26 protein-coding genes are annotated in these 25,892 nt (G+C 64.1%); 16 read left to right on the forward strand and 10 right to left on the reverse strand.

Annotated elements, in window-relative coordinates:
• Positions 1-2: 2 nt before the first annotated feature.
• Entirely contained in the window at positions 3-1,385 is a 1,383-nt protein-coding gene (gene cysS, locus OSW16_RS12020; protein WP_267823390.1) for a cysteine--tRNA ligase, read from the forward strand.
• Positions 1,386-1,620: 235 nt separating this feature from the next.
• Here cysS and OSW16_RS12025 read toward each other — a convergent pair whose 3' ends face one another.
• From OSW16_RS12025 to OSW16_RS12045, 5 genes are all read right to left on the reverse strand, one after another.
• A complete protein-coding gene (locus OSW16_RS12025; protein ID WP_267823392.1) occupies positions 1,621-3,012 on the reverse strand; it encodes a sensor histidine kinase in 1,392 nt (463 codons plus the stop codon).
• On the reverse strand, positions 2,990-3,670 hold the full coding sequence (locus tag OSW16_RS12030; protein WP_241805783.1) for a response regulator transcription factor: 681 nt from the start codon (positions 3,668-3,670) through the stop codon (positions 2,990-2,992). The genes OSW16_RS12025 and OSW16_RS12030 overlap by 23 nt, the downstream gene beginning before the upstream one ends.
• Positions 3,671-3,876: 206 nt before the next feature.
• Positions 3,877-4,896, reverse strand: a complete 1,020-nt coding sequence (locus OSW16_RS12035) for a branched-chain amino acid aminotransferase (RefSeq protein ID WP_267823394.1) — start codon at positions 4,894-4,896, stop codon at positions 3,877-3,879.
• A 190-nt stretch (positions 4,897-5,086) separates the two neighbouring features.
• Positions 5,087-5,449 (reverse strand): hypothetical protein, encoded by a 363-nt coding sequence (locus OSW16_RS12040; RefSeq protein ID WP_267823396.1) that lies wholly within the window; start codon positions 5,447-5,449, stop codon positions 5,087-5,089.
• A complete protein-coding gene (locus OSW16_RS12045; RefSeq protein WP_267823398.1) occupies positions 5,446-5,823 on the reverse strand; it encodes a glyoxalase superfamily protein in 378 nt (125 codons plus the stop codon). Before OSW16_RS12045 ends, OSW16_RS12040 begins: the two co-directional genes overlap by 4 nt.
• A 329-nt stretch (positions 5,824-6,152) precedes the next feature.
• Between OSW16_RS12045 and OSW16_RS12050 the strand changes: the two genes are divergently transcribed.
• From OSW16_RS12050 to ureG, 8 genes are read left to right on the forward strand one after another with little or no spacing between them, the layout of a single operon-like run.
• Positions 6,153-6,986 carry an urease accessory protein UreD gene (locus OSW16_RS12050; RefSeq protein ID WP_267823400.1) on the forward strand — a complete coding sequence of 278 codons (834 nt, stop codon included), beginning with the start codon at positions 6,153-6,155 and terminating at the stop codon, positions 6,984-6,986.
• A gap of 9 nt (positions 6,987-6,995) precedes the next feature.
• Complete coding sequence (locus OSW16_RS12055) at positions 6,996-7,298, forward strand: urease subunit gamma (RefSeq protein WP_241805779.1); 303 nt, start codon at positions 6,996-6,998, stop codon at positions 7,296-7,298.
• Positions 7,299-7,317: 19 nt separating this feature from the next.
• Positions 7,318-7,635 (forward strand): urease subunit beta, encoded by a 318-nt coding sequence (locus tag OSW16_RS12060; RefSeq protein WP_267823945.1) that lies wholly within the window; start codon positions 7,318-7,320, stop codon positions 7,633-7,635.
• Positions 7,632-9,335 carry an urease subunit alpha gene (ureC, locus tag OSW16_RS12065; protein WP_267823402.1) on the forward strand — a complete coding sequence of 568 codons (1,704 nt, stop codon included), beginning with the start codon at positions 7,632-7,634 and terminating at the stop codon, positions 9,333-9,335. The genes OSW16_RS12060 and ureC overlap by 4 nt, the downstream gene beginning before the upstream one ends.
• Positions 9,336-9,345: 10 nt before the next feature.
• Positions 9,346-9,831 carry an urease accessory protein UreE gene (gene ureE / locus OSW16_RS12070; RefSeq protein WP_267823404.1) on the forward strand — a complete coding sequence of 162 codons (486 nt, stop codon included), beginning with the start codon at positions 9,346-9,348 and terminating at the stop codon, positions 9,829-9,831.
• Positions 9,832-9,846: 15 nt separating this feature from the next.
• Positions 9,847-10,392: a HupE/UreJ family protein gene (locus OSW16_RS12075; protein ID WP_267823406.1), complete on the forward strand. Its 546-nt coding sequence runs from the start codon at positions 9,847-9,849 to the stop codon at positions 10,390-10,392.
• On the forward strand, positions 10,392-11,066 hold the full coding sequence (locus OSW16_RS12080; protein WP_267823408.1) for an urease accessory protein UreF: 675 nt from the start codon (positions 10,392-10,394) through the stop codon (positions 11,064-11,066). Before OSW16_RS12075 ends, OSW16_RS12080 begins: the two co-directional genes overlap by 1 nt.
• Before the next feature lie 11 nt (positions 11,067-11,077).
• The gene (gene ureG / locus OSW16_RS12085; protein WP_119688944.1) at positions 11,078-11,701 is read left to right on the forward strand and encodes an urease accessory protein UreG; all 624 of its coding nucleotides are present in this window, start codon (positions 11,078-11,080) and stop codon (positions 11,699-11,701) included.
• Here ureG and OSW16_RS12090 read toward each other — a convergent pair.
• From OSW16_RS12090 to OSW16_RS12100, 3 genes are all read right to left on the reverse strand, one after another.
• Entirely contained in the window at positions 11,664-13,244 is a 1,581-nt protein-coding gene (locus tag OSW16_RS12090) for a sensor domain-containing diguanylate cyclase (protein ID WP_267823411.1), read from the reverse strand. The two genes, ureG and OSW16_RS12090, sit on opposite strands and share 38 nt — an antisense overlap.
• Before the next feature lie 131 nt (positions 13,245-13,375).
• On the reverse strand, positions 13,376-14,098 hold the full coding sequence (locus OSW16_RS12095; RefSeq protein WP_267823413.1) for a DUF899 domain-containing protein: 723 nt from the start codon (positions 14,096-14,098) through the stop codon (positions 13,376-13,378).
• A gap of 119 nt (positions 14,099-14,217) precedes the next feature.
• Complete coding sequence (locus OSW16_RS12100; RefSeq protein WP_267823415.1) at positions 14,218-14,883, reverse strand: HAD family hydrolase; 666 nt, start codon at positions 14,881-14,883, stop codon at positions 14,218-14,220.
• A 93-nt stretch (positions 14,884-14,976) separates the two neighbouring features.
• On the opposite strand from OSW16_RS12100, the gene lexA reads away from it, so the two are divergent.
• From lexA to OSW16_RS12120, 4 genes are read left to right on the forward strand one after another with little or no spacing between them, the layout of a single operon-like run.
• On the forward strand, positions 14,977-15,594 hold the full coding sequence (gene lexA, locus OSW16_RS12105; protein WP_241805770.1) for a transcriptional repressor LexA: 618 nt from the start codon (positions 14,977-14,979) through the stop codon (positions 15,592-15,594).
• Positions 15,594-16,214: a translesion DNA synthesis-associated protein ImuA gene (imuA, locus tag OSW16_RS12110; RefSeq protein ID WP_267823417.1), complete on the forward strand. Its 621-nt coding sequence runs from the start codon at positions 15,594-15,596 to the stop codon at positions 16,212-16,214. The genes lexA and imuA overlap by 1 nt, the downstream gene beginning before the upstream one ends.
• A gap of 6 nt (positions 16,215-16,220) precedes the next feature.
• Entirely contained in the window at positions 16,221-17,639 is a 1,419-nt protein-coding gene (locus tag OSW16_RS12115) for a Y-family DNA polymerase (protein ID WP_267823419.1), read from the forward strand.
• Positions 17,636-20,716, forward strand: a complete 3,081-nt coding sequence (locus OSW16_RS12120) for an error-prone DNA polymerase (RefSeq protein WP_267823421.1) — start codon at positions 17,636-17,638, stop codon at positions 20,714-20,716. Before OSW16_RS12115 ends, OSW16_RS12120 begins: the two co-directional genes overlap by 4 nt.
• Positions 20,717-20,770: 54 nt before the next feature.
• On the opposite strand, the gene OSW16_RS12125 is transcribed toward OSW16_RS12120, so the two are convergent.
• Both OSW16_RS12125 and OSW16_RS12130 read right to left on the reverse strand, forming a co-directional pair.
• Positions 20,771-21,592 carry an aldo/keto reductase gene (locus tag OSW16_RS12125; RefSeq protein WP_267823422.1) on the reverse strand — a complete coding sequence of 274 codons (822 nt, stop codon included), beginning with the start codon at positions 21,590-21,592 and terminating at the stop codon, positions 20,771-20,773.
• Positions 21,580-22,485, reverse strand: coding sequence for a LysR family transcriptional regulator (locus OSW16_RS12130; protein WP_267823423.1), 906 nt, complete (start codon positions 22,483-22,485; stop codon positions 21,580-21,582). The genes OSW16_RS12125 and OSW16_RS12130 overlap by 13 nt, the downstream gene beginning before the upstream one ends.
• A gap of 139 nt (positions 22,486-22,624) precedes the next feature.
• Here OSW16_RS12130 and OSW16_RS12135 point away from each other — a divergent pair, with 139 nt between their 5' ends.
• The 3 genes from OSW16_RS12135 to OSW16_RS12145 all read left to right on the forward strand — a co-directional run bounded on the left by OSW16_RS12135 (position 22,625) and on the right by OSW16_RS12145 (position 25,582).
• Entirely contained in the window at positions 22,625-23,323 is a 699-nt protein-coding gene (locus OSW16_RS12135; RefSeq protein ID WP_241805764.1) for a CoA transferase subunit A, read from the forward strand.
• Positions 23,324-23,358: 35 nt separating this feature from the next.
• The gene (locus OSW16_RS12140) at positions 23,359-24,015 is read left to right on the forward strand and encodes a CoA transferase subunit B (RefSeq protein WP_241805763.1); all 657 of its coding nucleotides are present in this window, start codon (positions 23,359-23,361) and stop codon (positions 24,013-24,015) included.
• 148 nt (positions 24,016-24,163) lie between these two features.
• Positions 24,164-25,582, forward strand: coding sequence for a short-chain fatty acid transporter (locus OSW16_RS12145; protein ID WP_267823425.1), 1,419 nt, complete (start codon positions 24,164-24,166; stop codon positions 25,580-25,582).
• Positions 25,583-25,892 lie beyond the last annotated feature (310 nt).

A 25,892-nucleotide genomic window follows, 5' to 3' on the forward strand; every position in this document is an offset into this window, starting at 1 on the left:
CCGTGCTTACCATCTACAACACGCTGAGCAAAACCAAGGAAGTCTTCAAGCCGCTCGATGGCAACAAGGTGCGTATGTACGTGTGCGGCATGACCGTGTACGACTACTGCCACCTGGGCCATGGCCGCAGCATGGTGGCCTTCGACCTGGTCACCCGTTGGCTGCGCAAGAGCGGCTATGAGCTGACCTATGTGCGCAACATCACCGACATCGATGACAAGATCATCAACCGGGCCAACGAGAACGGCGAAACCTTCGACGCGCTCACGGCCCGCATGATCGATGCGATGCACGAGGACGAACGGCGCCTGAACATCCTCAAGCCGGACCAGGAACCGCGTGCCACCGACCATATCGCCGGCATGCACGCGATGATCCAGACCTTGATCGACAAGGGCTACGCCTACGCGCCCGGCAATGGCGACGTGTACTACCGGGTCGGCAAGTTCGTCGGCTACGGCAAGCTGTCGCGCAAGAAGATCGAGGACCTGCGCATCGGTGCCCGCATCGAGGTCGATGAGGCCAAGCAGGACCCGCTCGACTTCGTCCTGTGGAAGGGCGTCAAGCCGGGCGAGCCGTACTGGGATTCGCCGTGGGGGCCGGGCCGTCCGGGCTGGCACATCGAGTGCTCGGTGATGTCCACCTGCTGCCTGGGCGAGAGCTTCGACATCCACGGTGGCGGCAGCGACCTGGAGTTCCCGCACCACGAGAACGAAATCGCCCAGAGCGAAGCGGCGACCGGCAAGCAGTACGCCAATGCCTGGATGCATTGCGGCATGATCCGCATCAATGGCGAGAAGATGTCCAAGTCATTGAACAACTTCTTCACCATCCGTGACGTGCTCGACGTATACCACCCGGAGGTGGTGCGCTACCTGCTGGTGGCCAGTCACTACCGCAGTGCTATCAACTACTCCGAAGACAGCCTGCGTGATGCCAAAGGTGCCTTGGAGCGCTTCTATCACGCACTGCGGGGTTTGCCGCGTGTGGCAGCCAAGGGTGGCGAGGAATTCGTCGAGCGCTTCAGCGTGGCGATGAACGACGACTTCAACACCCCCGAAGCCTGTGCCGTGCTGTTCGACCTGGTGCGCGAGATCAACCGCCTGCGCGACAGCGAGCCGGATGCGGCTGCTGGCCTGGCCGGTCGCCTGCGCGAGCTGGGTGATGTGCTGGGTGTGCTGCAGCTGGAGGCCGATGACTTCCTGCGTGCAGGGGCTGAAGGCAAGGTCGATGCGGCTGAAGTGGAGGCGCTGATCCAGGCGCGTCTGCAGGCGCGTGCCGACAAGAACTGGGCAGAGTCCGACCGGATCCGTGACCAGCTGACCGCCATGGGGGTGGTGCTGGAAGACGGCAAGGGTGGCACTACCTGGCGTCTGGCTGACTGATTAACGGGGGCCGCTTAGCGGCCCCATCGCCGGCAAGCCGGCTCCCACAGGTATTGCGCAGGGGTTGAAGGTTGCGTGGTGGTGAGAGCCGAACAAGCTCACAGGTATTGCGCAGGGCTTGAAGGTTGCGTGGTGTTGGTGAGAGCTGAGCAAGCCCACAGGTATTGTGCAGGGCTTGACGGTTGTGCTGTCGTGGTGGGCTTGCCGGCGATGGACTGCACAGCAGTTCCCGCTTTTACCTCGGCAACCCCGCCAATGGGCAATGCAAGACCAGCTTGGCCCCGCCCAGCTCACTGTCACCCACCTCCAGCCCAAACCCGTGCAAGTCGACGATCGCCGCAACGATCGACAAACCGAGGCCGAATCCCGGGTGGCGGTGGCCTTCATCGCTGCGATAGAACCGCTTCAGCACTGCAGTGCGCTCTTGTTCCGGAATCCCAGGTCCGCTGTCCTCGATAGCGATATGCACGCCTGTCTCGTCCTGCGTCGCGGTAATGGCTACCCGGCCACCTTCTGGCGTGAACTTGATGGCATTGCCCACCAGGTTGGCCAGCGCTTCGAACAGCAACTCACGGTCCCCATGCAGCGCCGCCAGGTGCTCAGGCTGCTGCAGCTGCAGGCGGATGCCGCCATCTTCAGCCAGGGGCAGGTAGAAATCGTGCAACTCCACCAGCAACTCACGCGGGTGAAGCTCAATGAAGCCGGCGCGGCGCTGGCGATCCTCCAGCTCACTGATGCGCAACAGGCCACGAAAACGTGCCATCAGGGTATCGGTTTCGCCGATGGCCTGGTCCAGTGCTTCGGCTTGCGCTGAGTCCAACCCGCTCTGCTGGCGGATGCGGTACAGCTGCGCTCGCAGGCGGGTGAGCGGTGTGCGCAGGTCGTGGGCAATGTTGTCGCACACGCCCTTGACCTCGTGCATCAGCCGTTCGATCCGGTCAAGCATGGCGTTGACGATGGCCGCCAGCATGTCCAGTTCGTCGCGCCGGGCCGACAGTGGCAGGCGGTGGGTGAGGTCGCCGGCGACGATCAGCTCTGCCTGCGCCTGTATCGCGCGAATGCGTTTCAAAGGCCTGCGCCGCAGCATGTACCAGCCAGCGAAGCCAGGGATGAGTGTCAGCGATATGCCCCATAGCAACGCGTGCAGGATGATGCGTGTCACCACGAACAACGAGCCGTTGTCGCGCAGCAGGACCAGCCAGCGGCCGTCCTGAACCTTGATTGCCACCGCGTCGCAGCTGTCACGCGGCATGTGCGGGTCATCGGCGTCCAGGCAGCGCTCGAGTTCATGCACCTTGCCGTCCAGGCCCAGTTCCGGCGGGATAGCACGGATGCGCCCGCCGATCGGGTTGAGCTGGGCGTCGAACAGGCCGTAGGCATCGAAGGCACGCTCCTCGAATGCCTGGCTGGCGATCAGGGCGTCGTCCAGCTGCTTGCCGCTCATGTGTGCGAAAAGGTGCTGGCGCTGCAGCATGGAGTGGCGGGTAAGCTTGTTCAGGTAGCTGGACACCTCGAAATACAGCACCCCCATGAGGATGCTGCTCCAGGCCACGAAGAGGAAGCTGTACAACGCCAGCAGGCGGCTGGTCGAGGAGCTCCAGCCCTTAGTTGGGTTCAGCAATGGCATAGCCGGAGCCCCGTACGGTACGGATCAGCGGCGCTTGCCCGGGGGAATCGATCTTCTTGCGCAGGCGGCCGATATGCACATCGATCAGGTTGGTGCCAGGGTCGAAGTGGTAGCCCCAAACTTCCTCGAAGATCATCATCCGCGTGATCACCTGGCCGCTGTGGCGCATCAGGTACTCCAGCAGTTTGTACTCGGTTGGCAACAGGTTGAGCGTCTGGTCGCCGCGGCGGGCCTCATGGCTGATCAGGTCCAGTTGCAGGTCGGCGACCTGCAGTCGGGTCTGGGTCATCGGCACGCTGTTGCGCCGCAGCAGCACTTCCACCCGTGCAGCCATCTCGTCGGAGGCGAACGGCTTGGTCAGGTAGTCGTCGCCACCGGCACGCAAGCCTCGGACACGCTCATCGACGTCGGACAGAGCGCTGATCATCAGGATTGGCGTTGCGATTTTAAGGTTGCGCAGGGTGGTGACGATGGTCAGGCCATCGACCTCAGGCAGCATGCGGTCCAGGGTGATCAGGTCATAGCCGCCGCCGATGGCTTTGGCCAGGCCTTCACGGCCATTGTCTGCCCAATCCACTTCCAGACCGTGGCTGGTGAGTTCGGCGACGATTTCCTGGCCGGTGACGGCGTCGTCTTCGATGGTCAGTACGCGTGGCATGCTGGTTCCTGGGCGTCTAGTGGAGGCTTGATTGTGCCAAAGAATAGACTGCCGGGAATTTAAGAAAAATTCATCTGGCTGCAGATTTGCAAAGTTGACGCAATTGCGGGGGAGGCGGCCTGCCAGTGATGAGGCCGGTCCTATCAGGCAGAAAAAAGGGCATGCCAGCGTCTGGCATGCCCTGCGGTTCAGCGTTGCGCGAAGGCTCAGGCGACCTTGACGATCCAGCCAGCCGGTGCTTCGACGTCGCCACTCTGAATGCCAGTCAGCTCGTTATAGAGCTTCTGGGTGACCGGGCCGACTTTTTCCAGGTCGTGGAACACGTGCAGCTTGCCGTTGTACTCGATGCCACCGATCGGGGTGATCACCGCGGCGGTGCCGCAGGCACCCGCTTCGATGAAGCGGTCGAGCTTGTTGATTTCGACATCGCCTTCGATCACGGTCAGGCCCAGGCGCGAGGACGCCAGTTCCATCAGCGACAGGCGGGTGATACCTGGCAGTACCGAGGCCGATTTCGGGGTGATGAATTCATTGTTGGCGGTGATGCCGAAGAAGTTGGCCGAGCCGACTTCCTCGATCTTGGTGTGGGTCAGCGGATCGAGGTAGATGGCGTCGGCGAAGTTGGCTTTCTTGGCTTCAGCACCTGGCTGCAGGCTGGCTGCATAGTTGCCGCCGACCTTGGCGGCGCCGGTGCCCTGTGGCGCGGCGCGGTCGAAGCTGGAAATCTGGAAGTTGTGCGGCTTCATGCCGCCTTTGAAGTACGAGCCAACCGGGATGGCGAATACCGAGAAGATGAACTCGGGGGCGGTGCGCACGCCGATGTTATCGCCGGTGCCGATCACGAACGGGCGCAGGTACAGGGCACCCTTGCCGTGTGGCGGGACGAATTTCTCGTTGGCCTTGACCACTTGCTTGCAGGCCTCGATGAACACATCGGTCGGCACCTGCGGCATCAGCAGGCGAGCGCAGCTGCGCTGCATGCGGGCGGCGTTCTGGTCAGGGCGGAACAGGTTGATCGAGCCGTCTTTGCAGCGGTAGGCCTTCAGGCCTTCGAAGCACTGCTGGCCATAGTGCAGGGCAGTGGAGCCTTCACTGATGTGCAGCACATTGTCTTCGGTCAGGGTGCCTTTGTCCCACTCACCGTTGCGCCATACGGACAGGTAGCGCTTGTCGGTCTTGATGTAGTCGAAACCCAGCTTGTCCCAGTTAATGCTTTCGTTACTCATGACACCCTCGATTGTCTTGCAAGTGCCCGATCGCTCGGGCTGCTGTTATATGCGCACCTCGCCACGATAATACATCCGCCGCGGATCGGGAACGCCCAGTCACGAATTGGGGGCGCGGGGCTGGCGATGGATTCGCGGTGTCCTTGGGGCCGATCAGGGCCAGCATTGCGCCATGTGACTGCCTCCAGCGCTAGCGCGCAGCACCGAGCCGCCTGTTCCAATCCCCGCCATGGCTTCGCTCACACGCCTCTTCGCTGTCAAAGCGCACATGCCATGCCGGGTGATCCAGCGCTACACCTGCTTCGTCCAGCGCCTGGGCTGTCAACTTGAGCATGCGTGCCTTGGCATCACCCGCCAGCGCTGCGGCCTTGTCGACTTCGCGCTCGAAGACCCAGGTGATGCGCAAGCTGGCAGGGAACTGTTCAGGGTCCAGGCGATGGGTCAGCCAGCTGAACCCGACGATCTGTGCCTTGGCCGTTTCGCATGCGTCGGTCAGGCATGCCACCAGTTCACGCTCAAGGCGAGCCAGTTCGCGTTTGCCCAATGCTTTCATGGCGCGGCCTCGTCATCGATCTGCTGGCAGAAACGCAGCAAGTTGCCGAACGGGTCGCGTATCTGCATCTGTAGGCCCCAATCGACGCGCTCAGCCTGTGGGCGGGCATAGCCGTACTGCTTGTCCTGCAGTTCACGTTGCAGTGCCAGCAGTTCGTCGGTGCGGGCAAACACCGACGAGCCTGGGCACGCGTCGCCGTGGTGCTCGCTCAGGTGCAGGATCAGGCCGTCGCGATGAATTTGCGCATACAAAGGCAGGTCCGGGCTGAAGCGGTGCTCCCAGTCCAGGGTGAAGCCGAGGAAGTCGAGGTAGAACTCCTTGGCCTTTTCGACCGAGAAAATACGCAGGATGGGGATGGCAGGGGCGAGAGGCATGGCGGTTCCTTGGCCGTGGACGGTATGTGACTGGGTTGCCAGTCTACCGATTGTGGCGGCGGGCTGTCCTGTTCGCGGGGAAACACCCTGGCTGATTCGAGCACCGAAACAGGGCTGATGCGTGCCCTCGTGTCGTGCGCCATGAGCGGGCATGCCCCACGCCAGAGCCTTGCGCTTTATGTTTCATGTGGCTTCACCTGCGTAGTTGGCCCGCAAACTGCTATATCCCAGCCAATCGAATTTGATCGAGTGGTCAGGCCTGCAGCACGTCAGTGCGCGGCGCTGGTGCTCGCAACGGCCATGAGGCCGTGAAAATCAGGGGCTATAGGATGTTGCTGGCGGAGCGCGTCGAAAAATCTGAAGATGATGCAGGCTGGAGCGCCTACCTGCAGTTGCGCTTTGTCGAGCGTGCTGGCGTGACCCGCCTTGGTGCGCGTCGTCATTTTGGCCCGCTTTTGGTGCAGCGGCCGTTCTACCCGGAAGGTGCGCCGTGCCACGTCTATGTGCTGCATCCGCCAGGGGGCATCGTTGCCGGTGATCGCCTGGAACTGGATCTTCAGCTAGAGCCTGGCAGCCATGCATTGCTGACCATGCCCGGCGCCAGCAAGTTTTATCGAAGTATCGGCCCCACCGCATGGCTGACCCAACGTTTTCATCTGCAAGCGGGCAGCACCCTGGAGTGGCTGCCCCAGGACAGCATTTTCTTTTCCGGTGCACGGGCCAGCCTCGACAGCCGCTTCACCCTCGAGCCCGGTGCTCGCCTGCTGGCCTGGGAGACGCTCTGCCTGGGCCGACCGGTGATGGACGAGCGTTTCGCTCAGGGCGCGCTGGACAGCCGTCTTAGCATCGAGGTGCCCGACGACCCTGGCTTGAGCGAGCGCCTGCGCATCACCGGTGGCCAACTCGACAAACTCGGCGGGCACCCCTTGCTCGCTACTTTCTGCGCGTACCCGGCAGATCCGGCCTTGCTGGAAAAGGTGCGGCCTCTGCTCGATGAACTGAAAACGCCGGGCGGCGCCACCTTGCTCGGTTCGCTGCTGGTGATTCGCCTGCTGGACCACGACAACCAACATCTGCAACACACCCTGCAGCGCCTCTGGCACGTCCTGCGGCCGGCCGTCCTCGGCCTGCCGGCGTGCCCGCCGCGCATCTGGGCCACTTGAGAGAGCGCCATGGAGCTGACCCCGAGAGAGAAAGACAAACTGCTGCTGTTCACTGCCGCGCTGTTGGCGGAACGGCGCCTGGCCCGTGGCCTGAAGCTCAACTACCCCGAGGCGGTGGCGCTGATCAGCGCCGCAGTGCTCGAAGGCGCCCGTGATGGGCGTACGGTAGCCGAGCTGATGAGCCTGGGCCGGGAAGTGATCGGCCGCGAGCACGTCATGGACGGTGTGCCCGAGATGCTCCATGACGTGCAGGTCGAAGCCACCTTCCCTGACGGCACCAAGCTGGTGACCGTGCATGACCCCATCGTCTGACCTGGCCGAGGAGCCCAGTATGATCCCAGGTGAAATCCAGGTCGCCGCCGGCGACATCGAACTCAACGCCGGCCGCGAAACGGTCAGTGTCAACGTGGCCAATCATGGCGACCGGCCGGTGCAGGTGGGCTCGCATTACCACTTTTACGAGGTCAACGATGCCCTGGTGTTCGACCGCGAGCCTAGTCGCGGCTTTCGTCTCGACATTCCGGCCGGCACTGCCGTGCGCTTCGAGCCGGGCCAGGCGCGTACCGTGCAGCTGGTCGCCTACGCCGGCAAGCGCGAGGTGTATGGCTTTCAGGGCAAAGTGATGGGCGCACTGGAGGGCCAGGCATGAGCCGTATTTCACGTCGGGCCTATGCCGACATGTTCGGCCCTACTGTCGGCGACCGTGTACGGCTGGCCGACACTGCGCTGTGGGTGGAGGTGGAGAAGGACTTCACGGTTTACGGCGAAGAGGTCAAGTTCGGTGGTGGCAAGGTCATCCGCGACGGCATGGGCCAGGGCCAGATGCTTGCTGCCCAGGCCATGGACCTGGTGTTGACCAACGCCTTGATCATCGATCATTGGGGTATCGTCAAGGCCGATATCGGCGTCAAGCACGGGCGTATCGCTGCCATCGGCAAGGCCGGCAACCCTGACGTGCAGCCGGGCGTGACCGTGCCAGTGGGCCCAGGCACCGAAGTGATCGCGGCCGAAGGCAAGATCGTCACCGCCGGGGGCATCGATTCGCACATTCACTTCATCTGCCCTCAGCAGGTGGAAGAAGCGCTGACCAGTGGCGTCACCACGTTCATCGGCGGTGGCACCGGGCCGGCCACCGGTACCAATGCCACCACCTGCACCCCGGGGCCCTGGTACCTGGCGCGCATGCTCCAGGCGGCCGACAGCCTGCCGATCAACATCGGCCTGCTGGGCAAGGGCAATGCCTCGCGTCCTGACGCGCTGCGCGAGCAGATCGCTGCGGGTGCGGTGGGCCTGAAGTTGCACGAGGACTGGGGCTCTACCCCGGCCGCCATCGACTGCTGCCTGGGCGTTGCCGAGGAAATGGACATCCAGGTGGCGATTCACACCGACACCCTCAATGAATCCGGCTGCATCGAAGACACCCTGGCCGCCATCGGTGACCGCACCATTCATACCTTCCACACCGAAGGGGCCGGCGGCGGCCATGCACCCGACATCATCCGTGCGGCAGGGCAGGCCAACGTGCTGCCATCCTCGACCAACCCGACCCTGCCTTATACGGTCAACACCGTAGATGAACACCTCGACATGCTGATGGTCTGCCACCACCTGGACCCGAGCATCGCCGAGGACGTGGCGTTCGCCGAGTCACGCATCCGCCGCGAAACCATCGCCGCCGAAGACATCCTGCATGACATGGGCGCGTTCGCCATGACCTCGTCCGACTCCCAGGCCATGGGCCGCGTCGGTGAGGTGGTGCTGCGCACCTGGCAGGTCGCCCACCAGATGAAGGTGCGCCGCGGGCCTCTGGCACCGGACAGCAGCTACAGCGACAACTTCCGGGTCAAGCGCTACATCGCCAAATACACCCTCAACCCGGCGCTGACCCATGGCATCGCCCATGAGGTGGGGTCGGTGGAGGTGGGCAAGCTGGCTGATCTGGTGCTGTGGTCGCCGGCCTTCTTCGCGGTCAAGCCGGCACTGGTCATCAAGGGCGGGATGATCGTCACCGCGCCCATGGGCGACATCAACGGCTCGATTCCGACCCCACAGCCGGTGCATTACCGGCCCATGTTCGGGGCGCTCGGTGCTGCCCGCCATGCCACGCGCATGACCTTCCTGCCCCAGGCCGCCATGGACCGTGGCCTGGCCCAGGAACTGGGCTTGCAGAGCCTGATCGGCGTGGCCCACGGCTGCCGCCAGGTACGCAAGGCCGACATGGTCCACAACACGTTGCAACCGGTGATCGAAGTCGATTCGCAGACCTACCAGGTACGCGCCGACGGCGAACTGCTGGTGTGCGAGCCGGCCAGCGAACTGCCGCTGGCTCAGCGTTATTTCCTGTTCTGAAGGAGCGAAGATGATTGTCCTGACCCGCCGGATCGATGCATCCGACACTATCACCGGCACCGTTACCCTGGACGTCGATAGCCGTATCAAGAGCCGCTTGCGGGTTGCCCTCGACGATGGCCGGGAGGCGGGCCTGATGCTTGAGCGCGGCCACCTGCTGCGCGGTGGCGAGCTGCTGGCCGATGCCGCGGGCAGCCAGGTGGTGCAGGTACTCGCAGCGCCCGAGGCAGTATCGACCGTGCGTTGCAGCGACCCGCACCTGCTGGCGCGTGCCGCGTACCACCTGGGCAACCGCCACGTCCCCCTGCAGATCGAGCCGGGCCTGCTGCGTTACCAGCACGACCACGTGCTTGACGACATGCTGCGCGGCCTGGGCCTGACGGTCGAGGCCGAGCAGGCACCGTTCGAGCCAGAAGCCGGGGCCTACCAGAGCGCGCCGCACAGCCACAGCCATGGGCACGATCACCCCTTCGTGCGCCTGCCAGCCCATTCCTGAACCTTGGAGCTCACAATGAAAAAAACGCTTGCCCTTGCGCTGCTGCTGGTTGCTCTGCCGGCCTTCGCCCACCCGGGCCATGACAGCAATCCGCTGCACGATGGCCTGCTGCATCCGCTGACCGGCCTCGATCACCTGTTGATGCTGTTGGGTACCGGTGTGCTGGCGGCCTTGACCCGACGCAACCTGGCCTTGCCGCTGGCAACCTTGACGGCGATGTTCGCTGGCGCCGTGTGTGGCCACCTGTTCGGTGATGTGCTGGGCATGGAGACCATGATCGCCGTGTCGGTGCTGGTGGCAGGCGTCGCCGTACTGCTGCCTAGCCGCCAGTTGCTGCTGGCGCTGGCCATGCCTGTGTTTGCCCTGTTCCATGGCTGGGCCCATGGCGTTGAGGCCACGCCCAGCGCCTTCTGGCTGTTCAGCGCCGGTTTCGTCACCGTCAGCGGCTTGCTGCTGGTCGTGGGCTTCGCTGTCGGTTGCCTGCTGCGCCGCCATAGCGCGCTGCAGAAAGCCTTTGGTGGCGGCATGCTTGCCGGCGCCGCAGTGGTGCTGGCCGGTTGATGAACAGCGACCTGGCATTGCTGCGCCTGCTGCAGCTGGCCAGCCCCGGCTTGCCGGTGGGGGGCTTTACCTACTCGCAAGGCCTTGAGTGGGCCGTTGAGGCGGGGTGGGTGCGAGACATCAAAAGCTTCAGCGCCTGGCAGTGCGAGCAGATGCACGACACCCTCGCTTACCTGGACTGGCCGGTCCTGGCGCGCCTGTACCACGCGTGCCAGGCCGATGATGCTGGCGCGTTTGCGCGCTGGAGCCGCTTTCTGCTGGCCAACCGCGAAACTGCCGAGCTGCGCCTTGAAGAGCAGCAGCGTGGCGCGGCGCTGGCGCGCTTGCTCGATGGTTGGCAGTTGGGCCAGGCCCCGGCCTGGCGCCCAAGCCTGGAACTCAGCCAGTTGGGCGGCATGGCCTGGCTGGCCGTGCACTGGTCGATCCCGTTGCGCCAGCTTGCCCTTGGGCATGCCTTCGCCTGGTTGGAGGGCGCGGTCATGGCTGGGGTCAAACTGGTGCCGTTCGGCCAGCAGGCGGCCCAGACCCTGCTGCGCGACCTGGGTGAGACACTGCCCGGCATCATCGACCACGCCCTGGCGCTTGGTGACGACCAGCTCGGTGGCGGCTTGCCGCTGCTGGCCATTGCATCATCGCGTCACGAAACCCAATACACCCGTTTATTCCGTTCCTGAGGACTGCCTTAATGCAAAGCTATCAGCAACCCCTGCGCGTCGGTGTCGGCGGCCCGGTCGGCTCTGGCAAGACCGCGCTGCTCGAATGCTTGTGCAAAGCCATGCGCGACCACTACCAGATCGCCGTGGTCACCAACGATATCTACACCAAGGAAGACCAGCGCATCCTTACTGAGGCCGGTGCGCTGGAGCCCGAGCGCATCGTCGGCGTCGAAACCGGTGGCTGCCCGCACACCGCCATCCGTGAGGATGCCTCGATGAACCTGGCTGCCGTGGAAGCGTTGGCGCGCAAGTTCGGCAACCTTGAAGTCATCTTCGTGGAAAGCGGTGGCGACAACCTCAGCGCCACCTTCAGCCCTGAGCTGGCCGACCTGACCATCTACGTGATCGACGTGGCCGAAGGCGAAAAAATCCCGCGCAAGGGCGGGCCTGGCATCACCAAGTCCGATTTTCTGGTGATCAACAAGACCGACCTCGCGCCCTACGTCGGTGCCTCGCTGGAGGTGATGGAGCGTGATACCCAGCGTATGCGCCCGGAGCGCCCGTGGACGTTCAGCAACCTGAAGAAAGGCGAGGGCCTGCAGGCGGTGATCGACTTCATCGTCGAGCGGGGGATGCTGGGGGTGAGGGGCTGAGGTCAAGCACTTCGACGCGGTTGCGGCCGTTGTGTTTGGCTTTGTACAACTGCCCGTCGGCTTGCTTGAGCACGCTGTCGGCCTGATGCGTATCGGGCCGGCGGCAGGCCACGCCGATCGACACGCTGAGCTTGCCCACATGCGGTGCGTCGGCCTGTTCGACCGCGGCGCGTATGCGTTCGGCAATGCGCCGGGCATCGGCCAGGCCAGTGTCCGGCAGCAGCATGGTGAATTCCTCGCCGCCGACCCGGCAGGGCAGGTCGTCGTGGCGTGAATTATGGCGCAACAGCTCGGCGAGGTGTTTGAGCACCTCATCGCCCGCATCGTGGCCAAAGTTATCGTTGACCTGTTTGAAATGGTCGATGTCCAGGGCCAGCACGGCGAATGCTCTTGGGCTCTGCATCAAGGCGTCCAGCGTCAGTTGCATGGCACGCCGGTTGGCAAGGCCGGTCAGGGCATCACTCTGAGCCTGTTGGCGCAGCTTGCCGAATTTTTCCTGCAACAATTGCTCGCCTGTCAGCAAGGCGCGGCGGATGGCTGCGACCTCCACGTACCACGCATCGATTCGGCGCAGCTGATCGCCGGTCTGGGTGGCGGACAGGTGGCTGGCGCTGTGTGCCAGTTGGCGTAACGGCAAGGTCAGGCGGTAGGTCATCCAGAGCATCAACAGCAAGCCGATGATGCTGACCGGCAGGATATAGAGCAGCACCTTGCGAGTCATTTCGCCCAGGGGCGCCAAGGCCAGGTCCCGCGGTGTCTGCACCACCACTGCCCAGTGCGCTTCAGGCACCGGGGCAAAGCCCGCAAGCATGGGAACGCCGGCAGAGTTGGGCACTTCGAGGGTGCCTGTCTGGCCACGCAGCGCCGCGCTGATCGTTGGGCTGTCGCTGACCTGGGTGCCAATGCGCGCATGCTCGGGGTGGTGCAGCAGGCGTAGGTCGGCGTCGGCGACGAAGGCGAAGGTGCCGTCCTGTTGGTAGTGCAGGCCGATCAACGTATGCAATGCGCTTTCTTTCTTGAGAAACACCGAACCGCCGACAATGCCCAGGTAGCGGCCATCGGCGGCAAAGATCGGCTGCGAAACGAAGATCACCAAATCGCCCCCGCGCGAGGTGTAGGCGGAACTGACCCACGGCTGGCGGGCTTGCACGGCTTGGCGGATTTCGCTGGAGTGCTGGTGGTGGCTGGTGACCTGTTCTATGTCCGGATGCGCCACCAGCACCTGGCCTTGGGCGTTGACGATGACGATGGAGTTGAAGTCCTTGTCCTGCACCTGCAGCCGCTCGGCTTCACTTTGCAGCGCGGCCAGGTCGTCCAGGCCGCCGCCCAGTTGCCCGGCACTGTAGGACAAGTGGTTGCGTGCCGAGCGCAGGAACTCGTCGATATCCGATGCCAGTTTGCTCGCATAGGCTTGGTTGGCCTTGAGCTCCAGGTCGACCAAGGCGCGGTGCTGTACCCGGTAGGCGACCGCGAGGGTGTTGCACAGGGTTGCCAGGCACGCCAGCACGACAATGCCAACGACCAGGGTGCGTAGGTGGAACATGGGCAAGCGCTTGAGCATGGGGGGCCTGTAATGCGAGGGCGACGGGCTCAAGTATGGCCGTATTCTGCCGAACTGCTGCCATTGCGCCGCCCGGCTGGCTCAGCCATGGCGCAGGCGGCGCTGTGGCCTGTTCAGTCATGGCAGCAATGCGGTTTGCCGGGCTGGATTTCGTAGCGATCGTGATGCCGCACCCAGTCCATGGTGCCTTCCTCGTTGCGCCCCAATGGCGCAATGTCGAGGAAATTGTAGGTATTGACCAGGATGTCGAGCCCGCGCGCATAGGTTGAGTAGGTATGAAAGACGCTGCCGTCCTGGTCCCGGTAGAAGGCGCTCAACCCAGGCAGCTCGCTGTCGTTGCCGGTGTAGGGTTCGTAGTTGTAGTGGCTGTTGCCGTCAGTGGCGACACTGACGCCGAAATCTTCATTGAAACTGCTGCCGTTTGACGAGTACCAGGGAAAGCGCCAGCCCATGCGCTGGGCAAATGCCTGGAACTCAGCGCGGGGCGCACGCGAAACGGCGACCAGCGAAACATCGTGATGCGCCAGGTGCAGGTTGGCGCCGTCGAAATGGTCGGCGAGGAACGAGCAGCCGGGGCAGCCTTCGCTCCAGCCCTCGGCAAACATGAAATGGTAGACCAGCAACTGACTGCGCCCGGCGAACAGGTCGCCTAAGCTCAGCTCGCCGTGCGGGCCTTGAAAAGTGTAGGGATGCTCCAGCTTGACCCAGGGCAGGGCGCGGCGGGCGGCGGCCAGTTCGTCGCGCTGGTGGGTAAAGGCTTTTTCATGCAGCCATAGCTGACGGCGGGCGGCCAACCATTGGCTGCGCGAGACGATGTCGGGCTTTTGAGGGTTCATGGGGATGACTCCACACGTGGGGTTCAAGTGTGGTCGAGCGGGCAGGGAGGAGATCGACAGCAGGCCCTGTGCTCGCGACGAGTGGTCAGGGCCCGGCAAGTCCAGTCACAGCATGAGGCTCAAGCGCTGCACTGCATCGCTTCTATCACCTCCCACAACCGCGGATCGTCAAAATCATCCACCACAAGGCTGGCCCCCGCAGCCATCAGCCGCTCTGCCGTCTGTGTCGTGGCAACCCCCACGGTAAAGATCCCGGCGCCGCTCGCCGCTTTCACACCTGGCAACGAATCCTCGAACGCCAGCGCCTCCCCGGCCGTTGCCTCCAGGCGCTGCAAGCCGGTCAGGTACGGCAACGGGTCAGGCTTGGGCCGTGCCAGTTCCTCGGCCACCAGCACATGCTCGAAGTGTGCGCCAAGGCCCATGGCAGTGAGCATGTGCTCGGCATTGAGCCTTGGTGCGTTGGTCACCACGCACATGCCGATACAGCGTGCCCGGGCATAGTCCAGCAGGCGCAGCAGCCCCGGCATGGGTTCAAGGGCAGGGGCCAGCTCGCGGAACAGCGCTTCCTTGCGATCAGCCAGCGCCAGGCATTCCTGCGCGCCGGCGTTTGGGAACAGCTCGGCAAACAAGGGCCCATTGGCCCGGCCGCTGATCTGGGCATCGAACTGGGCCTGGGTCAGCTCACGGCCATCATGGTCGCGCAACAACTGACGGAAAGCCTGCAAATGCAGGGTGTCGGTGTCGGTGAGGGTTCCGTCGAGGTCGAACAGCAGTGCAGTCAGCATCAGGCATCCAGGCAGTAGAAAACACACGTCGGGGCATCATAACCAAACCCAGCGACGAAGGGGGCTGTTCAGTCTTCGCTGAAAAGAGTACAAATGTGCTCCATGGACAATCTTACCCCCAAACGCCGCGCAATCCTCGACTTCATCCGTGAACGCATCACCGATCATGGCCAGCCGCCGAGCCTTGCCGACATCGCCCAGCGTTTCGGCTTCGCCTCCCGCAGTGTTGCGCGCAAGCACATCACTGCCCTGTGCCAGGCCGGCTACATCGACGTCACGCCCAATCAGGCACGTGGCATCCGCCTGGCCGCACCCTTGCGCCGCCCGGAAATTCTCGAAGTGCCCGTGCTGGGCCAGGTGGCTGCAGGCGCGCCGATCGGCCCCGACCTGGGCATTCACGAGCAGTTGCTGATTGACCCCAGCCTGTTCCGGCGTACACCGGACTACCTGCTCAAAGTGCGCGGCGACTCGATGATCGATGACGGCATCTTCGACGGTGACCTGGTGGGTATTCGCCAGCAAGGTGAGGCCCGCGATGGCCAGATCGTGGTCGCCCGCCTCGACGGCGAGGTCACCATCAAACGCCTGCAACGCCAACCCGGCGGCTACCGGCTGCTGCCACGCAACCCTGCCTATGCGCCGATCGATGTCGGGCCTGAGCGCGAATTCTTCATCGAAGGCGTGTTCTGCGGCCTGTTGAGGCGCGACTGATGGGCGCGGTGGTCGACCTTGACCGCTTGCTGGACCAGCGCCAGGTCTGGCGCGGCCGGCAGGCGCGGGTCCGGCCGGCCGGGTTGCAGCCCACCGGCCATGCGGCGCTTGATCAACGGCTGCCGGAGGGTGGCTGGCCCGCAGCTGCGCTGAGCGAGTTGCTGTTGGCCAGCCCTGGATGTGGCGAACTGCAACTCTTGTGGCCCTCATTGGCCCGGCTGACCGCCGATGGCGGGCGAGTGGTGCTGGTGGCGCCTCCCTTTATCCCTTACGCACCGGCATGGCAAGCGGCCGGGGTGGACTTGCGCTGGCTGGTCCAGGTCGATGCCCAGCAGGCTGATGCCCTCTGGGCTGCCGAGCAGTGCCTGCGCTCTGGCAGTTGCGCCGCAGTACTGTGCTGGCCGGAGCGAGCCGATGACCGTGCGTTGCGCCGCCTGCAGGTGGCGGCAGAAACCGGGCAGGCGCTGGCTTTTGCCTGCCGGCCGCAGCAGGCTGCGCACAATCCATCCCCGGCCGCGGTACGCATCGCCATCGACGCGCGGCCCGCGCAGTGGCGTGTGCTCAAGTGTCGCGGTGGTTTACCGCCGGCTGCAGCCATCCCCTGTGCCTGGCAGGGGTGATGCAACATGCTCTGGGCCTGCATCCTACTGCCGCAATTGGCGCTGGACTCGATCCTGCGTGAACGTGATGACGCCGATGCGCCCCTGGTGCTGATCGGCGGGCCGGTACAACGGCGTGTGTTGCAAGCGGTGAACCCTGCTGCGGCAGCGCTCGGTCTGCGTGCTGGGCTAACCCTCACCGCCGCCCGCGCCTTGGCCGACGGTTTCACCTGCGTTGAAGCAGACGCGGCGCGCATCGAGCAACTGCAGCAATTGCTGGCGGCCTGGGCGTACCGCTTCAGTGCCCAGGTCAGCTTGCATTACCCGCGTGCCGTGTTGCTGGAAGTGGGCTCCAGCCTGCAACTGTTTGGCCCATGGCCCGTGTTCGAGGCGCGTCTGCGCGAGGAGCTCGCAGCCCTCGGGCTGCGTCAGCGGATTGTCCTGGCCACCAACCCAGTGGCGGCGCGCATGCTTGCCAATGGTCATGACGGCCTGGCATTGAGCTGCCCGCAAGCAACCCGGTCGGCGCTGGCGCGTATGCCCATTGCGCGGGTGGGGTTGCCACAGGACGCCGCTGAAGCGTTCGCCAGCATGGGGCTGCATCAGCTTGACCAGGTATTGGCCTTGCCGCGGGATGCCCTGGCCAGACGCTTCGGTGCCCAGGTCCAGTTGCACCTGGACCAGTTGCTGGGGCTGCGTACGCTCGGCTTGAGCTTCTATCAGCCGCCGGACCGCTTCGAAACGCGGCTGGAGCTCAACTTCGACGTGGAATCGCACCAGGCGTTGCTGTTCCCGTTGCGGCGCATGCTCAACGACCTGGCCGCCTTCCTGGCCGGGCGAGACTGCGGGGTACAGCGGTTCAGCCTGTACCTGGAGCACGCCGAGGGGCCGGACACGCCCCTGCAGGTCGGCCTGCTGGCGGCAGAACGTGATGCGGCAATGCTCTTCGAACTGGCGCGCGGGCGCCTGGAGCCGCTGCGCATCCCGGCACCGGTGCGTAATCTGCGCCTGGTGGCCGATGACTTGCCGGCTTTCGTGCCCCAGCACCATGCGTTGTTCGACCCACGGGCCCAGCAGGCCCAACCCTGGGAGCAACTGCGTGAGCGCTTGCGTGCCCGGCTGGGCGACGACGCGGTCAAGGGCCTGCGCGCTGAAGCCGACCACCGCCCCGAATGTGCCTGGCAGGCCGCCGAGTATGGCGGGCAGGGCAGCCTGCCCACCTTGCCCGGGAGCCGCCCAGGCTGGTTGTTGCCCCAGCCACTGGCACTGGACCCCAGCGTTCACAGGTTGCTGGGGCAGGCTGAGCGTATCGAGTCGGGCTGGTGGGATGGCGGTGATGTGCGCCGCGACTATTACCGCATCGAAACGCGTGAAGGCCTGCGCGGCTGGGCCTACCGCGACCTGGCCCAGCCCGGAGCCTTGTGGCTGCAAGGCTGGTTCGCATGAGCGCGCCGGGTTACGCCGAACTGCATTGCCTGTCCAACTTCAGCTTCCAGCGCGGCGCATCCAGCGCCGAAGAACTGCTGCGCCGAGCGCGGGAGCAGGGTTACCAGGCCCTGGCGATTACCGATGAGTGCACCCTGGCCGGCATCGTGCGTGCCTGGCAGGCTGCCAAAGCGCAGCAGATACGCTTGATAGTCGGCAGTGAAGTGCGCGTGCAGGATGGCCCGAAGCTGGTGTTGCTGGTCCAGGACCTGGGTGGTTACCAGAACCTGTGCGCCTTGATCACCCGTGCGCGTCGGCGAGCGGAGAAGGGCGACTATCAGTTGTTGCATGACGACCTGCGCGAGCTGCATCAAGGGTTGCTGGCGTTATGGCTTGCCGAGGACCCCAGCGACCTGGCAACCGGTCAATGGTTGCAGGGCGTGTTCGGCGAGCGCCTGTGGCTGGGTGTGCACCTGCACCGTGGCAGTGATGACGAGCGCCGCCTGGCCCAGCTGCGTGGCCTGGCCGGGCAACTGGGCATTCGCGCCGTGGCCTGTGGTGACGTACACATGCATGTCCGCGGCCGGCGGGCCTTGCAGGATTGCATGACCGCTATCGGTCAGCGTTGTACCGTCGCCCAGGCAGGGCAGTATCTGTTTGCCAACGGCGAGCGTCACCTGCGTACGCTGGAGCAACTGGCCGAACTCTATCCGGCCGACCTGCTGAGCGAAACGCTCTGCATTGCCGAACGCTGTCAGTTCGACCTGGGCCAATTGCGCTACCAGTACCCGCGTGAGCTGGTGCCCGAGGGGCAAACCGCGGCCAGTTGGTTGCGCCAGCTGTGCGAGCGTGGGCTGGCCCAGCGCTGGCCGGCGGGGGCGAGCGACAAGGTGCGCGAGGTGCTGGCCAAGGAGCTGGCGCTGATCGCTGAGCTTGGCTACGAAAGCTACTTTTTGACTGTGCACGATATCGTTGCCTTTGCCCGCAGCCAGCACATCCTTTGCCAGGGCCGAGGTTCGGCGGCCAACTCTGTGGTGTGTTTCGTGCTGGGCATCACCGAACTCGACCCAATGAAGCACCGGCTGCTGTTCGAACGTTTCCTGTCACGCGAGCGCAACGAGCCACCGGACATCGACGTCGACTTCGAGCACGACCGTCGCGAAGAAGTGATCCAGTACGTTTTTCGCCGTTATGGCCGGCACCGCGCAGCGCTCACTGCGGTGGTCAACACCTATCATGCTGCCGGCGCGGTGCGTGATGTCGCCCGTGTGCTGGGGTTGCCTGCCGACCAGGTCGATGCCCTGGCCAAGTGCTGTGGCCGCTGGACCGACCGCATCCCGGACGAGCAACGCCTTGCCGAGGCCGGCTTCGAACCCGGCAGCCCCTCGCTGCGGCGCATTCTGGTGCTGGCCGGGCAACTGATAGGCTTCCCCCGCCATCTGTCTCAGCATCCAGGCGGTTTCGTCATTTCCGAGCAACCGCTGGACCACCTGGTGCCGGTCGAGAACGCCGCCATGGCTGAGCGCACGGTCATCCAGTGGGACAAGGACGATCTGGACATGGTCGGCCTGCTCAAGGTCGATGTGCTCGCCCTGGGTATGCTCAGTGCCTTGCGCCGCTGTTTCGACCTGTTGCAGCAGCACCGGGGGCGGCACCTGACCCTGGCGACGATCCCTCCCGAAGACCCGGCCACCTACGCGATGATCAGCCGCGCCGAGACAATGGGCGTGTTCCAGATCGAATCACGCGCTCAGATGGCCATGCTGCCACGGCTCAAGCCCAGCACCTTCTATGACCTGGTGATCGAAGTCGCGATCGTGCGCCCGGGGCCGATTCAGGGCGACATGGTGCACCCCTACTTGCGTAGGCGTTTGAAGCAGGAGCCGGTGACCTACCCATCGCCCAAGCTCAAGGAAGTCTTCGAGCGTACCTTGGGTGTGCCGCTGTTTCAGGAGCAGGTGATGGAGCTGGCCATGGTGGCCGCAGACTACAGCCCGGGCGAGGCCGACCAGTTACGCCGCAGCATGGCCGCCTGGAAGCGCCATGGCGGCCTGGAACCACACCGCGAACGGCTGGTGCAAGGCATGCTGCGCAACGGCTACGACCTGGCGTTTGCCGAGCGCATATTCGAGCAGATCAAGGGCTTTGGCAGTTATGGCTTCCCGGAGTCGCACGCCGCCAGTTTCGCCTTGCTGTGCTATGCCAGCAGTTGGCTCAAATGCCATGAACCGGCGATTTTCACCTGTGCGCTGGTCAATAGCTGGCCGATGGGCTTCTACAGCCCCGACCAACTGTTGCAGGAGGCACGCCGTCAGGGGATCGAGGTACGGCCGGTGGATGTCGCCCACAGCCACTGGGATTGCACGCTGGAACCGGTTACCGAGGGTGTCCTTGCCATCCGCCTGGGGTTGCGGCAAATCCGCGGTTTCGCCGAAGCCGACGCGCGCCGGCTCGAAGCGGCGCGGGCGCTCAGGCCGTGGCGCGATGTCGAGGACCTGTGCTTGCGTGCCGGCCTCGACAGCAGAGCCCGCGCCCGGCTGGCCGATGCCGGTGCGTTGCGCGCCTTGGCACGTGACCGCTACCAGGCGCGCTGGCAGGTCGCGGCGGTGCAGCCGCAACTGCCCCTGTTCGCCGAGCTTCAGGCAACGCCCGAAGCCGCGGTGGCCTTGCCTGTGCCTAGCGTGGGCGAAGACCTGGTGGCCGACTACGCCACCTTGGGAACCACGCTGGGGCCTCACCCGCTGACCTTGTTGCGCCCGCGTCTGCGGGCGCTGGGCTGTCGCAGCTCGCATGAGTTGGCGGGCGTTGAGCATGGCGATGCAGTCGCCGTGACCGGCCTGGTGGTGGGGCGGCAACGGCCACAGACCGCCAGCGGGGTGACCTTCGTGACCCTTGAGGATGAATTCGGCATGGTCAATGTGGTGGTCTGGCGCGAGCTGGCCGAGCGGCAGCGGCGTGCGCTGGTCGGGTCTCGATTGCTCAAGGTGAATGGCCGCCTGGAACAGCAGGACGGGGTGCGGCACCTGATTGCACGGCGGCTGGAGGATGTCAGCGTGTTGCTGCAGGGGCTGGACGTACGCAGCCGGGACTTTCATTGATTCGACCGGCGAACGGGCTGCACAGCAGCCCCAGTCGCCGTTGTTGCCGAGCTGTCAAACCATTGCCAGGTGCTGCTTGCGTGTGGGCGCCGGGAATGCCCGGTCAATGGCTTGCAAGTCCTCGCTGGTCAAGGTCAAGCCTGCGGCTGCCGCATTCAACCTTACGTGCTCCGGCGACACCGCCTTGGGGATCGCGATGACACCGTCCTCGCGCGTCACCCAGGCCAGGCAGACCTGCGCCGGGGTGGCCCCATGGCGCTCGGCAATCTCCTGCAATAACGGATGCTGCAGCAGCTTGCCGGCCTGGGCCAATGGGCAGTAGGCCATGGTCGGTAGCCCGTGTTGCCGGCTCCAGGGCAGCAGGTCGAACTCGATGCCACGCTGCACGGGGTTGTACAGCACCTGGTTGGTGCCACAGTCAGGGCGGTCCAGCTCGATCAGGTCGTCGACATCGAAGTTGGAAACACCCCAGCGGCGAATCTTGCCCTGTTCGCGCAAGCGTTCGAACGCCTCGACGGTTTCTTCCAGCGGGTACTGGCCGCGCCAGTGCAGCAGGTACAGGTCGATGACATCGGTGCCCAAGCGAGCAAGGCTGCGTTCACAGGCAGCGGGTACGCCGCGCCGGCTGGCATTGTGCGGGTACACCTTGCTGACCAAAAAGACTTGATCGCGCCGCCCGGCGATAGCCTGGCCGACCACTTCTTCGGCGCCACCTTCGGCATACATTTCGGCGGTGTCGATCAGGTTCATACCCAAGTCGATGCCGTGTTGCAGGGCGGCAACCTCAGCAGCCCTGCGTGCCGGGTCTTCGCCCATGTACCAGGTGCCTTGGCCGATGGCCGGCACGTTGCAACCTGCCAGTTTCATGTAACGCATGTCACCTCCGGAATCTGGGTATGGGAAAGCAGTACCTCAAGCAGCGCCTGCGCTGCAGTGGACAGTTTATGGTCGCTCAAGGCGATTACGCCGATCCGCCGTTCGACAGTGGGCTCTACCAGGGTAATGCAACGCGCGCCGAGCTCCTGCATCTGGTTGATGCACAGCGCCGGCACCGCGCTCACGCCCAGCCCACTGGCGACCATGCGGCCAATGGTCGAGAGCTGGTGGCTTTCGAACGCCACCGCCAGCTTGCCATGCAGTGCCGCCACGTTCTGCTCCAGCAGCAGGCGCACGGCCGAAGGGCGCTGCAGGGCGATGAAATCTTCGCCCAGCAACTGCGCCCAGCTGACTTCGGCCAGCTCGGACAACGGGGAGTCGGTGGGCACCACGGCAACGAAACGGTCCAGGTACAGCGGGCGGAAGCGCAGGCCGTCGGTGTTTTCCGGCTCGAAGCCGATGCCCAGTTCGACGCGGCGGTGGCGCACCAGTTCCAGAACCTGCTCGTTGATCACATCGTGCACCGTGACGTTGACCTTAGGGTAACGCTGGCGAAACACCTTAAGTGAGTGGGGCAGCAGGTTGCCGGCAAACGCCGGCATGGCCGCCACCGACACCCGCCCCAATTGCAGGGTGAACCGCTGGCGCAGCATCTCCTCGGTGTCGTCCCAGTCGGCCAGCAGGCGCCGGGCCAGTGGCAGCAGGACCTCACCTTCGGCGGTCAGGCTGACGCTGCGCGTGGTTCGGGTGAGCAGGGCGCCACCCAGGTTCTCCTCCAGTGCCTTGATGGTAAGGCTCAGCGCCGGTTGCGAGACATGCAGGTGTTCGCCGGCCTGGGCAAAACTCTGGTACTTGGCCACGGCGACGAAGGCGCGCAGTTGCTTGACGTTCATGGCGGGCTCACAGGCTGTTTTGAAAAAGTTATCAATCGATGACGAAAACAAAATTAACAAATTAGTCGCCAGCGGTGAAGATGCCTGCACACGCTCACCGACAGCCTCGTCGGTCAACAACTACAAAAGGCGGATCAGCATGGCCGGACTGGACAAGCGCGTAGCAACCTATGAACAGGCCCTCGAAGGCCTGACCGACGACATGACGGTACTGGCCGGCGGCTTCGGCCTGTGCGGCATCCCGGAAAACCTCATTGCCGAAATCAAGCGCCGTGGCGTCAAGGGCCTCACCGTGGTTTCCAACAACTGCGGCGTCGACGGCTTTGGCCTGGGCGTACTGCTGGAAGAGCGGCAGATCCGCAAGATGATTGCCTCCTACGTCGGCGAGAATGCCGAATTCGAGCGCCAGTTGCTCAGTGGCGAGCTGGAAGTGGAACTGACCCCGCAAGGCACCCTGGCCGAAAAAATGCGCGCTGGCGGCGCCGGCATCCCGGCCTTCTTCACCGCAACCGGCTACGGCACGCCAGTTGCCGAGGGCAAGGAAGTGCGCGAGTTCAAGGGCCGCAACTACATCCTGGAAGAATCGATCACCGGTGACTTCGCCATCGTCAAAGGCTGGAAGGCCGACCACTACGGCAACGTGGTCTACCGCAACACCGCGCAAAACTTCAACCCGCTGGCCGCCACCGCCGGCAAGATCACCGTGGTCGAAGTCGAAGAAATCGTCGAGCCAGGCGTGCTGCTGCCCAGCGAGATCCATACCCCTGGCATCTTCGTCGACCGGGTCATCGTCGGCACCTTCGAAAAACGCATCGAAAAGCGCACCGTCAAGGCCTGAGCGCCGTCCTCCAGAACAATAAAGAGACTTTCACCATGGCACTGACCCGCGAACAGATGGCACAACGCGTCGCACGCGAACTGCAGGACGGCTTCTACGTCAACCTCGGCATCGGCATCCCCACCCTGGTGGCCAACTACGTCCCTGCTGACATGGATGTGATGCTGCAGTCGGAAAATGGCCTGCTGGGGATGGGCGAATTCCCTACCGAGAGCACGATCGACGCCGACATGATCAATGCCGGCAAGCAGACCGTCACCGCCCGTCGCGGCGCCTCGATCTTCGATTCGGCACAATCGTTCGCCATGATCCGTGGCGGCCATGTCGACCTCACTGTGCTCGGCGCCTTCGAAGTGGATGTCGAGGGCAATATCGCCTCGTGGATGATCCCGGGCAAGCTGGTCAAGGGTATGGGCGGCGCGATGGACCTGGTCGCCGGTGCCGAGAACATCATCGTCACCATGACTCACGCCTCGAAAGACGGCGAATCCAAGCTGCTGCCACGCTGCAGCCTGCCGCTGACCGGCGCCGGCTGCATCCGCAAGGTGCTCACTGACCTGGCCTACCTGGAGATCGAAAACGGTGCCTTCATCCTGCGCGAAACCGCACCGGGGGTGAGCGTCGAAGAAATCGTCGCGAAAACCGCCGGCAAGCTGATCGTGCCGGATGATGTGAAGGAAATGTCTTTCTGATACACCTGCCCAGCCCTGTGGCAGTGGCGGCAACGGCGAATGCGGTGGTGAATGCACCAACGCTTTCGACGGTGGCGCTGCTGCCACAGGGTTTTGTGCGTTGTGCCTGAAACGTTACACCCCATAAAACCAATAAAAGGAAGTTGCCGTGGCCGCTGAAATCCAAGACAGCCGCTCCGCCCGATTTGCCCTGCGGTGCTCCAACTGGGCCGAGCGCTGGTTCCCCGATTCCTGGGTGTTCGCTGCCCTGGCAGTGGTGCTGGTATGCCTTGGCGCCATGGCCATGGGCGCCAAACCTACCGATACCGCCAAGGCCTTTGGCGATGGCTTCTGGAGCTTGATCCCGTTCACCATGCAAATGGCCTTCGTGGTCATCGGCGGCTATGTGGTGGCCAGCTCGCCCCCGGCCGCTCGGCTGATCGATCGCCTGGCGCGGGTGCCGAAGAACGGCCGTTCGGCGGTGTGCTGGGTGGCGCTGATCTCGATGCTGGCATCCTTGCTCAACTGGGGCCTGTCCCTGGTGTTCGGTGGCCTGCTGGTGCGCGCGCTGGCACGGCGCGGTGACCTGAAGATGGACTACCGCGCCGCCGGTGCTGCTGCGTACCTTGGCCTGGGGGCCGTCTGGGCCCTGGGGCTGTCGTCTTCAGCGGCGCAGTTGCAGGCCAACCCGGCCAGCCTGCCGCCGTCCATTTTGTCGATAACCGGCGTGATCCCATTCACCGAGACCATCTTCCTCTGGCAGTCCGGTGTATTGCTGGCCGCGCTGGTCATCGTCTCGTTGGTGATCGCCTACGCCACCGCACCTGGCCCGAACAGTGCGCGCAGTGCCGAAGACTGCGGCGTCGACCCCAGCTTCACCGCACCGCCCGCACCCCAGCGCACGCGCCCGGGTGAATGGCTGGAATACAGCCCGATCCTGATCCTGCTGATGGTGGCGCTGGCTGGTGGTTGGCTGTACCAAGAGTTCGCCACCAAGCCTGCCATTACCGCAATATCGGGGCTCAATACCTACAACCTGCTGTTCATCATGCTTGGCGCCTTGCTGCACTGGCGCCCACGCAGCTTCCTGGACGCCGTGGCGCGTGCGGTGCCGACCACCACCGGGGTGTTGATCCAGTTCCCGCTGTACGGCTCGATCGCCGCCATCCTCACCCAGGTGAAGGGTGTCGACGAGCAGACCCTGGCCCACCACATCTCGTTGTTCTTCACCCAGATCGCCACCCATGACACCTATGCCGTGCTCATGGGCGTGTACTCAGCGGTGCTGGGGTTCTTCATCCCCTCGGGGGGTGGCAAATGGATCATCGAAGCGCCCTACGTCATGTTGGTGGCCAATGACCTGCAGTACCACCTGGGCTGGGCAGTGCAGATCTACAACGCCGCCGAGGCGCTGCCCAACCTGATCAATCCGTTTTACATGCTGCCGCTGCTCGGGGTGCTGGGCCTGAAAGCGCGTGACCTGATCGGCTTTTCGTTCGTGCAACTGCTGGTGCACGTGCCGCTGGTGCTGGTGCTGCTCTGGGCGTTGGGGACGACCTTGCAGTATGTGCCGCCGGTGATGCCTTGAGCTGAACTGGCGTCAAGGGGCGGTTGAACAAACCTTATGCAGGAGTAACACGTAGTGGGGATGGGCGTCAGAGGTATGCTATGCCGCCCATTTCCTCGAGATGTTGGTAGTGCGTACGCGGCCATTGCCAAATCGCGTACAGGTTTTGTAATAGTTTGGCGCTATCAGAATGATATTTCGCTCTTGTAGGATTATTTTCCCTATCTTCTATCCAGGTCCCCATGAGCACCTTCGCGGAACCCCCCAGTTTTCGGCCGTCCTGGCCATCCTTCACCCGTCTTCGTGACGCTTCTTTCGTGAGTACCCGCTA

The sequence above is a fragment of the Pseudomonas putida genome, from assembly GCF_026625125.1.
GTDB lineage: Bacteria > Pseudomonadota > Gammaproteobacteria > Pseudomonadales > Pseudomonadaceae > Aquipseudomonas > Aquipseudomonas putida_X.